This window comes from Brevinematales bacterium, from assembly GCA_026415355.1.
In the GTDB taxonomy this organism is placed as follows: Bacteria; Spirochaetota; Brevinematia; order DTOW01; family DTOW01; genus SKYB106.
Genome location: JAOAHF010000010.1, coordinates 53,781 through 66,630, shown reverse-complemented (window position 1 = coordinate 66,630; position 12,850 = coordinate 53,781). Strand labels below are relative to the sequence as shown.

The window sequence follows — 12,850 nt, the reverse complement described above, 5'->3', positions numbered from 1 at the left end:
GAAAAAATTCCGAAAATTTAGTTTGACGAGGTGCCATAATGAGTAGAGCCATACTTTACTCCCTATTAGTCATCATATCCATAGCTGCAGTATTTGGTGGTTTGTTCTTGTATTATACATACAAAGAGAACAAAGATTACCAAATAATTAAAAATAGATTTGAGTTTGAGTTATATGAAGACGTGATAAGAGAAGGAACAAAATTCTTAGCAGACTATCCTAGAAGTAAATACTTCAACAATGTTGAATATTTCGTTGCATTTAGTTCTTTGAAAATAGGTAAATCAGAAAGTGCTAAAAGAAGAGTACTAAGCCTTATATCAAGGTTTTTCAATGAAAACAAAAACGATGAAATACTTACAAAATCCATTGAACTCCTAGTTGATATACTAAGAGAAAGAAATGAAAGCATGAATCCAGAAATTGAAGAATACTTAAGAATCTCCCTTCTAAAGGCCACAGACCAAAATGTAAAAAATAACATTCTAACTCAATTGGGATATATATACTTTTACAGGAAGGATTATAACAATGCGCTTATGTACTTTGAAAGAGCAAAAACAGAACTAGCAGAGTTAGGAAAAGCAAGAGTTTATGTTGAACAAGGAGACTACGAATCAGCATTCTATATATACGAAAACTTCATAAAATACAATCCCAACAGTAAATACTACAAATCTGTTTATGATGCTTACATGAAACAGCTTTATGGATACGCATATAAGCTTATGAAAGATAAGGAATACAACCTTTCAGTAAGATATTTTGAAAAAGTACTGAACACATTTCCAAATACTATATACGAAGACTCAAGCCTATATTGGCTTGGCGAAATCAACGCTATACAAAAAAAGTATGATGAGTCAATAAAATTTTTTGACAGAGCAATGAATAACGAACCCAAAAACAAAGATGAAGATGCTTTATTCAAAAAAGGTGTAGTATTGTACTATGCTGGAAAACTTATTGATGCAGTAGCAAACTTCAAAAAGTTTCTTCTAGAATACCCAAACTCTAGACTAGCAGGCGAAGCAAAAAGATGGATCGAAGTCTTAACAAGAGAAATACAATATTCCTACCAAATTGAAGATGATGTTGAATAAACTAACCATATCGGAAAAACTTAGAAAGATACTACTAAATAATGGGAACATAAATAGAATAGAGTTCATAAAGTCAAAATCAGGGCACGAAACCATTAAAAAAAATAATGTGCTAATCCATAGTGCCTATGATCCAGTAAAAGAAGCATATAATATCATACAAAATCTTAGCCTTGATAAATCATCAAAGTATCTGTTTGTAATACTAGGAGTAGGACTTGGATACCATTTAGAAATACTAAAACAAGAATTTCCTGACAGTTTCTTTCTTCCAATAGAACTTGACGACGACATTGCTTTGACATTCACACAAAAACATAACACATTTTTAATCACAAATCATAACAAAAATGATATATATACATTTTTAAACCTTATTGATTTTATGGATGTAAAGGATGTTAAATTCATAAAGTTACCAAGTGTATATAGAATCTACAAAGATGAATACGACAAAACAGGAGAAAATATTGCTAAAATTGTAAAGGCAAAATTTGCAGATTTACTCACAAGAGTGAACTTTGATAAACTATGGGTCAAAAATGTTCTCTTTAACATTCCTAACCTAATCAAGTGGGGTAGTATATCCTACGATATTCTAATGTCAGATCTGTTAGACTTTGTAGGTAAACCTTTTGTAGTAGTAGGAGCAGGCTATTCAGGATTACATCTGTTTAAAGAAATAAAAAAGCATAGAAATAAATTTATTCTAGGAACTGTCGATACTGCACTCAAATCACTCTTAAGCTTTGAAATAATACCAGATATTGTATTTTCACTTGATTCTCAACATGCCAACATAAAAGACTTCTTTGGAGTAAAAACTCAGAACCTAACATTATTTGCTGACATAACAGTATCACCAGAACTCATAAGAAACTTCAAAGGTAGAATATTTTTTACAAAGACATCACACATAGAATACATAGGTGGGCTACATTTAGAAATATCAAACAATATAGTATCTTGGGTTGAAGATACACTTGGTTATCAAATACTTGGACTCGAAAGTGGAGGATCCGTAAGCACAAACTTATTTCACTTAGCTCTACTATTAGATAGTAAACCGATATTCCTAATAGGCGTTGACTTAGGATTTCCTTATATAGTTTCGCACAATATAGGCTCACCTCATCATGAATATTCAGTACTAAAAGGAAACATATTCCATCCAAGTGATACATTTTTTGTTTCATCTGCCTTAAAAGATTATATAAAACTTGAAGGAATAAAAGACGAAGAATGCATAACTCACAAGATAATGGAAACCTACAAACTCTGGTTTGACAGTGCAAGTGACACATCAAATTTTGAAAATGTATTCAATATATCAGATGGACTAAAACTCAAAGGAATTACAAACATGTCAACCAAGGAAGGACAAAAATTCTTCGATTCTTTCTTTCACAATAAACAAAATATAGATACGCAAGTAAATAACTCAAAAACATCACCAATATCAATCAAAAAAGATAAGCTCTACGATAAACTTTACAATCTCCTAAATAAAATTAGCAATCTACTAAGTAATTTTTCAAAACAAGAATTTGAAAATATTACAAATGAATACAGTTTTGTGAAAAACGTAGTAAGCAAATCTATGTTTCCTTTTTACAGAGGACAAAAATCATACGAGGAAGTAGAACAAAGTGTAATAGAAGACATAAAGTACTTAAAAAACATATTAAAATCCCTATTACGAAATTTCCACCTTAATACCTAAAGTATTAAATCACCTTAAACAAAAAAGAGTTAATTTCAATAAATTCTAACTTCTAACTTAAGATTCTCATTCATCATGAAACCAAAATCCTATCCTATTAAAGAGATAAATTCCTACAATGATATCAATGCCAAAAAGGATAAAATAACAATGTTCAAATTTTATCTTCATAAAGAAACACTGAATAAACCTTTTAGATGTATATTACTATATTCTCATTGGATAGGCTAAAATAGATTTAAATCGATGTAGTACAAGCACTTTAGGATATATTTATATACATCTATATCAGCTACTGACAACTCAATTCTTGATTAAGCATATTGATAAATTCTGACATTCTTCTACTACCTATTTCTCCTTTATCTCTCGATCTAACGGATACAGTTTCTTCTTCTTGTTCTTTTTGTCCTACAATAAGCATGTATGGTATTTTTTCATTTTGAGCACGCCTTATTTTAAAACCTAGTTTTTCGTTGTCAATATCTATTTTTACTCTAAAACCTTCACTTTCAAGTAATTCTTTGACTTTTATCCCATATCCAACAAACTTTTCAGAAACTGGCAATATAATAACTTGAATTGGAGCAAACCACAGAGGAAATTTCCCTGCATAATGTTCTATAAGTATCCCAATAAATCTTTCCAAACTACCATAAATTGCTCTGTGTATCATAACTACTCTATGCGGTTTACCATCCTCACCTATATAATTTACATCAAATCTTTCTGGCAAAGCCATATCAAGCTGTATAGTTCCACACTGATGAGTTCTACCTATTGCATCTTTAAGATGAAAATCGATTTTCGGACCGTAAAAAGCACCTTCTCCTTCTCGTATTTCATATTTGACACCTACTTCATCCAGTGCTTCTCTTAAACCCTTGGTTGATACTTCCCACATTTCATCAGTTCCAATATACTTTTCTGGCTTAGTTGAAAGCTCAACAGCATATTCAAAATCAAATTTTTTATACACAACATCAACTAATCTTATAACATTTATAGTCTCAGATTTTATCTGTTGTGGTGTTAAGAATATATGTGCATCATCCTGAGTAAACCCCCTTACTCTAAGAAGCCCATGCAAAACCCCTGCCCTTTCATATCTATGCACATTACCGAATTCAAGAAACTTTAAAGGTAAATCCCTATAAGATCGAACTTCCGATTTAAACACTAAAATACTTCCTGGACAACTCATGGGTTTAACAGCCCAATCAGGTTCTCCATTAAATTCTTCATCTCCAGCAAAAGCAACATACATATTCTCCCTATAATTTTGCCAATGTCCCGATCTTTCCCAAAGTTCTCTTCTCATAATCATAGGAGTCTGAATTTCAACATAACCATTTTTGTAAAGTAAGTTACGCATATATGAAATAAGAGTGTTTTTTATAAACATCCCATTAGGTAACCAAAAAGGTATTGCAGGAGATTCATCAAAAAACATGAATAGCTTAAGTTCTTTACCTAGTTTTCTATGATCTCTTTTTTTTGCTTCTTCAAGCTGCCATATATATCTTTCAAGTTCTTCTTTTGTTCTAAATAAAACTCCATAAACCCTTTGAAGCATTTTATTTCTTTCATCCCCGCGCCAATATGCCCCAGCAACACTTGTTAATTTGAAACTATCTAAAGGTACTAATCCTGTTCTTTCAACATGAGGGCCCCTACACAAATCAATAAACTCCCCTTGCTTGTAAACAGAAACCATATCTTCTTCTATCTCATTTATAAGTTCTACTTTGTAATCTTGTCCCAAACTTGAAAACAATTCTAAAGCATCACGTTTTGAAACAATTTCTCGTTGTAGTTCAAGATCTTCTTTTATTATATTCTTCATCTCCTCTTCAATTTTTGGTAAATCATCATCAGATAATTTTGCATCCATATCTATATCATAATAGAAACCATTTTCTACAGTGGGACCTATTCCTAGCTTTACCTTCCCTCCATACAATCTCTGTATTGCTTGAGCCATGATATGTGCAGTTGTATGTCTAACGAATTCGTAGTAATCTTCAGAAGTTTCATAAATAGGTTCAATACCATCAGTATTATCTATATCAGTTAATAAATCTATATATATACCACCTCTCTTAAAACCAACTATCCTAGAAGAGTCACTAAACTTTGATAACAACTCCTTAGCTTTCATAAATCCTCCCTGAAAGATTAACCACCATGTTATACTTCACTTTATTTTACAACTACATACTAACAAATTAACATTAAACTAAGTTATTAATATTGATAATAGGAATATCTGTCTTTCAAATTATCCTTATGACATCGCTGAAGAAACTAATCTTTCTGACCGAGTACATTTTTTTCATAATACTAAAACAGATTACACTACTCCTAGGATTCAAGTATAGTATAATACTAGGCAGGATTTTAGGAAGATTAGCCTTCAAAGTTGTAAAAAACCTACGAGATGCTAGTTTAAAAAACGCAAACGTAATCTATGGAAGTAACGATAAGAATGTAATTAAAACTCTAAAAAAAGCTTTCGAAAACATAGGTATATTCATTGTCCATTCATTTTTTGTAAATAAAATAAATGAAAATAATTATCACAAATTCGTAGAATTTGAAGGATATAAACATATAGAAGAAGGGCTAAACTATGGTAATGGAGTAATAGTAGTAACAGGACATTTCGGAAACTGGGAATTTCTAGCAGGAGTTCCATCAAGACTTGGATGGGTAAAGCTTGCTGTAGTTATGAATAGACAGATAAACCCCTATACTGAAAGGATGATAGTAGAAACACGGAAAAAAGCAAATATAGAAACAATATACAATCAACCTGAGGAAGTAAAAAAGATAATAACATTTCTTAAATCTGGTTGGATAGTAGGTATGGTAGTTGATCAAGCATACTACTTTGATCCTATATACGTTAAATTTTTTGGTAAGGAAGCACCTACAGCTAGAGGACCTGCTGTCTTTCATCTAAAACTAAAGTCTCCAATAGTAATGGCTAGAAGCATATTTATGAAAGATGGCAAATATATCCTCAAATTCTATCCACCTTTGTTTTTTGATCTGCCTTATAACAATGAAAGTATAAAACAAATAATGGGATACATAAATCAAAAGTTTGAGGAATGGATAAAAGAAGATCCAACACAATGGTTTTCTTGGACACATCCGCGATGGGACGTTGAAGGAATAGTAATAAGAAAGAAAGAAAAATACTAATCAGGTATTAAACTAACTTCACCAAATGAAAACTTTCTAATAGTGTTATTATCCTCAACTATTATTTCTCCAGACCTAGAAACATCAACAAACCTACAACTTATTTCTGTTCCTTCATACTTAAGTATTACTTTTTTACCTATATATCCCATATTCTCCCGCCATCTCATGTATAATTCTTCATAAGACAGCTTTATGTTAGCATCCAAGTTATACAGTATTTTCGATATAATTGAGGTTCTTCTAACCTCGAAACCTAATATTTCATAGATTGAAATCGCATTCGGAATATATCTAGAAGGATTACTGTTAACATTAAGTCCTATACCTATAACCAAAACCTCAACTAATCCTGTTGTATACTCAATTGTACTTTCAGTAAGTATACCGCATAGCTTTTTATCTTCATACATTATGTCATTAGGCCACTTAATGAAAGCATTCCCAATATCAAAATCTTTTAAAGCATCCAAAACCGCAAGCGACGAAGAAATAGTATACTTTATAATTTTCTCAACAGGAATGTTAGGTTTGAAAACTATACTCATAGTAACATCTTTACATTTCTCAGAAAACCATTCTCTATCAAATCTTCCTCTACCTTTTGTTTGATGATCTGATATAATAACTGTTTTATCCTGGATACTATCAGCATTCCTCAAAGCATAGGTATTCGTAGAATCTAGTTCGTCAAACACAACTATTGAAAAACTACTACCTAGCTTAGATTTGATAATTGAAGGATATATCACATCGGGATAAGAATTAAGTTTATACCCTAAATGCTTCATTATTTGTATATCAAAACCTTCATTAACAAGTTTTTTTATATACCTGTTAACCATGACTCTGCTAATTCCGAGCTTAGTTGATATAACATTACCTGAAACAACATCACCCGAAAGCAGCAATTCAACTACTCTATCCTTTAAGTTTTGCCTCACCTGAATAAGTATATTATTCAGAATTACTATTTTTCTACTTGTTATCGACAAAAAACGTATACAAAGAATACAAACACTCATGATTAAGAATAACTAAAACAAAAAATTTTTACCCCTATCTTTCTCAAACATTATAAAATCTAATATGCCTACCACCAAACTCATATCTACCTCACCCCACTTCTCTTGAAATGACTTATAACCTGCTCAAACCTGTAATTCCTCTCATACTCTTATCACACCTTCTAACAATCTCTGTCAACTCAACAACCCTTGACTTACTCCTCTTTAATCACTACTATCACAACAACCTTGATGTATCCTTTGACCTTCCTAATCTCCATTTTCCCTAGCACCTTCATCTTAATCAGTATGTTATACTCAATACCTGTCCCAAATTATCACCTCACACCAGCCTACATCAAAAAACTCATCCCTATCCAAAGTATCTTCTCATTAATCACATCTCTAACTCCCCCAATCTCTTCAAACGGCAGTGTATGTTCGAGATGTTGATGTCTATCCCAAGCTTTATCTATAACCTACCTTGCTCGCATATACAAAAACCTCCACAGTGTCATAAAAACAAAACAATCAAAGAATCCTCATCTCAAACCATTCTTTCTATCTCGCTTTATATTCGCTTGGTACTCTCCAGAAAAAATATCATTTCTGACCCCAAGATACATCATCTTAAATATGCTTTCACAAACTCATTCCCCATACCTAATCTCTAAAAACATACAGAATCCTCCAAACACCCTCATTATACAGATTGACAAATGGCATGCGATTTATTTATTTTATATTATGTTATGGATGAAAACATCATAGAAGTTGAAATAGAAGACATAGTAATGACAAATGCAGGATTTGCAATGATATTTTACGATAAAACTAGCAACAGAGTTTTACCCATATTCATAGGCCCATTTGAAGCAAATGGAATAATAATGAAACTTCAAGGTGCAAAATTTCCAAGACCTCTAACTTATGATTTGATAAAGAATATGCTAGATAGTTTAGGGGCATACGTCGAAAAAGTTATCATAAATGACTTAAGAGATAGAACATTTTATGCAACACTTTACATAAATTTTCAAGGAAACATAATAGAACTAGACTCAAGACCAAGCGATGCCGTTGCAATAGCAGTAAGATACAACTCTCCTATATATGTAGCGCAACATGTTATGGATATCTCTTCAGTAAGTAGATCTGAATACATGAATCAAGGATATGAGAACACAATTTCCCAAGAACTCATGACTCCAAAAACAACAAATGAATCAACCACAAGTAAAACCATAAAATCCCAAAAGAAAGACAAAAAAGAAGTACTACTTGAAGAATTACAAAAAGAATTAGAAAAAGCAGTCGCTGAAGAAAGGTATGAAGATGCGGCAAGAATAAGAGATGAAATAAACAAACTAAACCAAAGCACAGAAAACGAATAACCTACGTTTTTATTTCAATAAAAAATTCTGTTCCTTTACCTAACTCAGAATTAAAGTACAATCTCCCATTGTGGTTTATAACTATCGTTTCAACTATAGAAAGTCCAAGACCACTACCCGACTTCTTAGTAGTTATATAAGGTTTGAGAATTTTATCCTTCATATCATCTGGTATTCCAACACCATAATCTCTAACACTTATGATAAATCTATCAGCTTCTCTTAAAAACTTAACTGTTATTTTATTAGATATTCCCTCAGATGCTTCAATACCATTCTTTATAAGATTTATAAGACATTGTTTAAGTTGATCAAAATCGGCGTAAATATTATCATCACCTTCTATTACATACTCTATCTCTACACCTTGGTTAGAGAATAGACTTTTAACATTCTCAATAAGAGATACAAACCTAAAAGCAACAGGAGCAGGTTGAGGTATTTTAGCAAAATTTGATAATTGTGTTATCAAATTATCAATCCTATCAACCTCCTCAAGTATGATCAGTAAACTAGCTACAACTCTATCCTTGAAATCATCTACATCTTGATTCGCAAGAATTCGCTGAATTGAAAGTTTTATAGGTGTTAACGGATTCTTTATTTCATGAGCAACTTTTCTAGCAATATCCTTCCACAATTCCATTTTCTCAATTTTGCTAACTCTATACTGAGCTTCAAGTAGTCTCAAACTCATTTTGTTAAACTCCTTTATCAAATCCTTTATCTCATCGAAAGCCCATCTATCAGAAACTTTATACTCTAGATTACCTTCAGAAATTTTATTCATACCTTCAATTAAGTTTGATATACCTATGGTTATATACTCCGCAAACAAATAGGCAACAAGAACTGAAACAAAAAGAGAAGGTATATTCAAAAGAAGTAGTATAATAAAAAAGTAATTTCGAAATATATCATAAAACAAAAATTCACTATTACTTGAAATCTGTAGTATTTTGGATAATCCCCTTTTTAAGCTATATATCTCTTTATCGACCTCTTCGTAAGAGATAATATAATAATCACCATCTCTGGAAAACACAAAAGCATATTCCTTATCATCAATAACAACTACACTCTTACCAGTTTGTGGGGAAGATTTTTTTAAATCTTCCACTATAGCATTTACAACATTATCATCTGATTTCTCAGCAATACTAATTCTCAATACTTTAGTATTCATAAAAGATCTTCGTTCTCGTAATGAAATATCAAGCCTGTTAAATATATCCTTATAAAACACAGAAATCTCCGTAAGTAATCTTCTAGATATTTCAGAAATCCTTTCACCCTCCCTTGATTCATTAATAGTTTTCAAAGCATCTATTATAGATATAAAAATGCTAGATAGTATTATACTGGATATAGCACTAGCTATTATGAATAGAAAGATAATTCTTAATCTTATTCTTGAACCAAGTTTTGACTTCAAGTAATCCCTAAACGACTTACCAAGAAGTATCAGTGATACCAAAGAAGAAAAAACAATTGCTCCAACAACCAAGAAATTCGAAACCCTATTAACAGAACCAAACGACAAGTTATAAGTCCAATCAGAAATAAGCACAGTGAGGAAAGTACCTACTAACAAAAACGATGTAAAAAATATAATTTTTTGCACCATACGTCACCTTATTTTGAAAGTTTCAGAATTAGCCACAGGAGTTTCATAATTACCCAACCCAACTATTGATGTTATTATATTAAGTGGAGGTTTTAAGTTAAGATATATAATCTTTGCCCTAAGAGATATAAAAAACTCCGTATCATCATACACTTGACTAAAATCTGGATTATCCTTAAGGCTGTTAAGATCTATTCTAACAAGCAATGGAAAAAACATATCAACTAACTCGTCAAGATTTGCGTAAGATTTAAAAATGAAAGGGTTAGAAATAGTATACCTTCCACTCACAATATCGTAAGATACCTTATACCGTGTAATTATATTCGTAATCACTGTCTGTATGTTAAGAATCCTAAAATCCTTCCTAACAAACTTAACTTCAAAAACAAGATCAATGTCTAAGTTTCTCTTCAGAACACGCTCAATACTCTTAGGAAGGCCACCCTCTATGAATATCAAAGTAAAAATACCTTGAGAAGTATCATCAAAAACTACTTTAGGCTTTGAAAGCTCAAAACCTACTGCATAAAAGCATTGAAGTATTAAAACTACTAGAAGACATAAAAGTCTCATCTAAGATGAGATATAATTGATTTCGAAAACTTAATTCAAATTTACCAAACTTTCTCAACAAAACTCATAATTCACAAACAAACTCTTTCAAAACCCCAACCTTCTTAGTTTGCTATTTACGCTATTATAATATACTCTAAAGCTGAAAAAACTTCGTAGAAATAGTAAGGATTTCTAATTCTCCTTAATAGTTAAAAATTCAAACACAAAGAAGCTTGAGTATTCAAACTTTCTGAATAAACTCATATTTTTTCTACTTATTCCGAAGTTTAGATTTGGTGGTACATTATGGCTATATTATCAAGCTTTCATGGAATTGAGGTTGGTAGGAAGAGTCTTTTAGCACACTCAGATGCTCTCAAAACTACAGGTCATAATATTTCAAACTTAAACAATCCTGAATACTCAAGACAAATTATACATCTCAAAGCTTTTCACCCGATATATGATCCATCCTGGAATAGAGAAACTACCCCAGGGCAACTAGGAACAGGAGTTGCAGTTGAAGATATAGTAAGAGCTCGAGATCAATTTTTGGATGATAGGATAATGTTTGAGAATGGGGGCTTGGGGTTTTGGGAGGCCAGAAGAAAATTCTTGTATCAACTACAACTAATTTACAACGAACCCGAAGGCCCTAACATAAGAACAACACTTGATGAGTATTGGGATGCTTTACAAAAAGTCGCTATGGATCCTACAGAGGTATCATCAAGAGTTGTCTTAGTTGAAAAAGCAAAATCACTAGCAAGCCAAATAAGACACGAATATAACTCAATAATAAAACTCAGAGAGCAAGCAAACGACCTCATAAAACAAAAGATAAACGAAATAAATGGATATGCAAAAGAAATAGCAACCTTAAATAACCAAATACAAAAATTAGAAGCATTAGGTGATAATCCTAACGATCTTTACGATAGAAGAGATGCTCTCGTTGAAAAACTTTCAAAAATAATGAATATAAAAGTAGGTAGAAGTGACAAGAATGAATTTATGATTATGGTAGGTAGCGAAATACTAATACAAGGGGAAAATTATCACGAACTAATAGGTATTCCAAATGCCCAAAATAAAGGATTCGTTGACATATATATTGGTTCACCTGATAGAAGATTGAAGATATCAGATGGAGAATTGTTTGGGCTGGTATTTGCAAGAGACATAGATTTAGTTTCAGACATGAAAAGACTAAATGCCTTTACTATAAACTTAATAGAATCTGTGAATGAAATACATAAAGATGGTTTTGGACTTGACGGAACTACCGGACTTGATTTTTGGATTAAGGCACCCATAACTCCTGACATAAGAGGCAACTACGATTCAAACGAAGACGGCATATTTGATAAAACTGCTATATTTAAAATAACAGGTACAAACAAACTTAATCCAGATGACTTTATAAACTCAGCTGGTGTTATTAACTTCGGACCAAACACATCTGGAGGGCCTAACATTACTGTTGAATATAACGAAAACGACACTGTAAAAAGCATCATAGAAAAGATAAACAACTCAGGAGCACATGTAGTAGCATATTTGAATCACAGAGGTGAACTTACAATCAAGGCAAGAATGTCTGAAGATACTGAATATCCAGATTTTGTTATAAGATACATAAGTGACAGTGGTAACTTCCTAGTTGGTTTTGCAGGGATATTACACCAAAGCGGGGAACTAGGAGCATATGACTGGAATAATATCGAACAAATAGCTCAAATAAGAGGAGACATAAATTATTATTCAGTAGCACCTTTAGATGAGCCAGCTCTTTGGATAGATGTAAATCCATTAATATACAAAGACCCTAGATTAGTAGGAGCAGCAAGTGGAAAAGATCTAAATGGAGATAGGATACTAGATACAACAAACGGACCTGGAGATAATTCTAACATACTCCTAATAGCAAGCCTAAGAGATAAAAAAGTAATGCTTGAAAGAGATTCAACTTTTCTTGAATACCTTAAATTCGTGGTCGGAGACATTGGAACAAGAAGTAAAATATCCGAAGTTGCTACTAAAAAACAATCACTAGTAATAGAAAATTTACAAAAACTAAGAGAAGCAGTATCTGGAGTCAACCTAGATGAAGAACTTACAAAACTAATATCCTACCAAAGAGCATATGAAGCAAGTGCTAGATACATAACATACTTAGATTCTATGTTAGACACTATAATAAATAGAATGGGAATTGTTAGGTAAAT

9 protein-coding genes are annotated in these 12,850 nt (G+C 31.9%); 5 read left to right on the top strand and 4 right to left on the bottom strand.

What is annotated here, in order from left to right; translation table 11 throughout:
- Positions 1–38: 38 nt before the first annotated feature.
- Together N2712_05125 and N2712_05120 are read left to right on the top strand one after the other, a co-directional pair.
- Positions 39–1,103 (top strand): tetratricopeptide repeat protein, encoded by a 1,065-nt coding sequence (locus N2712_05125; protein MCX8029362.1) that lies wholly within the window; start codon positions 39–41, stop codon positions 1,101–1,103.
- A complete protein-coding gene (locus N2712_05120; protein ID MCX8029361.1) occupies positions 1,090–2,826 on the top strand; it encodes a DUF115 domain-containing protein in 1,737 nt (578 codons plus the stop codon). Before N2712_05125 ends, N2712_05120 begins: the two co-directional genes overlap by 14 nt.
- A gap of 292 nt (positions 2,827–3,118) precedes the next feature.
- Here N2712_05120 and thrS read toward each other — a convergent pair whose 3' ends face one another.
- Complete coding sequence (thrS, locus tag N2712_05115; protein ID MCX8029360.1) at positions 3,119–4,987, bottom strand: threonine--tRNA ligase; 1,869 nt, start codon at positions 4,985–4,987, stop codon at positions 3,119–3,121.
- A 128-nt stretch (positions 4,988–5,115) separates the two neighbouring features.
- Here thrS and N2712_05110 point away from each other — a divergent pair, with 128 nt between their 5' ends.
- On the top strand, positions 5,116–6,036 hold the full coding sequence (locus N2712_05110; GenBank protein ID MCX8029359.1) for a lysophospholipid acyltransferase family protein: 921 nt from the start codon (positions 5,116–5,118) through the stop codon (positions 6,034–6,036).
- Here the strand turns inward: N2712_05110 and N2712_05105 are convergent.
- On the bottom strand, positions 6,033–6,980 hold the full coding sequence (locus tag N2712_05105) for a biotin--[acetyl-CoA-carboxylase] ligase (GenBank protein ID MCX8029358.1): 948 nt from the start codon (positions 6,978–6,980) through the stop codon (positions 6,033–6,035). The genes N2712_05110 and N2712_05105 overlap by 4 nt on opposite strands.
- Before the next feature lie 815 nt (positions 6,981–7,795).
- Between N2712_05105 and N2712_05100 the strand changes: the two genes are divergently transcribed.
- Positions 7,796–8,437, top strand: coding sequence for a bifunctional nuclease family protein (locus N2712_05100; GenBank protein ID MCX8029357.1), 642 nt, complete (start codon positions 7,796–7,798; stop codon positions 8,435–8,437).
- Position 8,438: 1 nt separating this feature from the next.
- On the opposite strand, the gene N2712_05095 is transcribed toward N2712_05100, so the two are convergent.
- Both N2712_05095 and N2712_05090 read right to left on the bottom strand, forming a co-directional pair.
- A complete protein-coding gene (locus N2712_05095) occupies positions 8,439–10,064 on the bottom strand; it encodes a HAMP domain-containing histidine kinase (GenBank protein MCX8029356.1) in 1,626 nt (541 codons plus the stop codon).
- 3 nt (positions 10,065–10,067) lie between these two features.
- Entirely contained in the window at positions 10,068–10,640 is a 573-nt protein-coding gene (locus tag N2712_05090; GenBank protein ID MCX8029355.1) for a DUF4390 domain-containing protein, read from the bottom strand.
- A 288-nt stretch (positions 10,641–10,928) separates the two neighbouring features.
- Between N2712_05090 and flgK the strand changes: the two genes are divergently transcribed.
- Positions 10,929–12,848, top strand: coding sequence for a flagellar hook-associated protein FlgK (gene flgK / locus N2712_05085; protein MCX8029354.1), 1,920 nt, complete (start codon positions 10,929–10,931; stop codon positions 12,846–12,848).
- The last annotated feature ends 2 nt before the right edge of the window (positions 12,849–12,850 follow it).

Bases quoted from the DNA above. Each gene is read 5' to 3' on its own strand.
- N2712_05125 (MCX8029362.1), top strand. From the start codon at position 39: ATGAGTAGAGCCATACTTTACTCCCTATTAGTCATCATATCCATAGCT.
- N2712_05120 (MCX8029361.1), top strand. From the start codon at position 1,090: ATGATGTTGAATAAACTAACCATATCGGAAAAACTTAGAAAGATACTA.
- thrS (MCX8029360.1), bottom strand. From the start codon at position 4,987: ATGAAAGCTAAGGAGTTGTTATCAAAGTTTAGTGACTCTTCTAGGATA.
- N2712_05110 (MCX8029359.1), top strand. From the start codon at position 5,116: ATGACATCGCTGAAGAAACTAATCTTTCTGACCGAGTACATTTTTTTC.
- N2712_05100 (MCX8029357.1), top strand. From the start codon at position 7,796: ATGGATGAAAACATCATAGAAGTTGAAATAGAAGACATAGTAATGACA.
- N2712_05095 (MCX8029356.1), bottom strand. From the start codon at position 10,064: ATGGTGCAAAAAATTATATTTTTTACATCGTTTTTGTTAGTAGGTACT.
- N2712_05090 (MCX8029355.1), bottom strand. From the start codon at position 10,640: ATGAGACTTTTATGTCTTCTAGTAGTTTTAATACTTCAATGCTTTTAT.
- flgK (MCX8029354.1), top strand. From the start codon at position 10,929: ATGGCTATATTATCAAGCTTTCATGGAATTGAGGTTGGTAGGAAGAGT.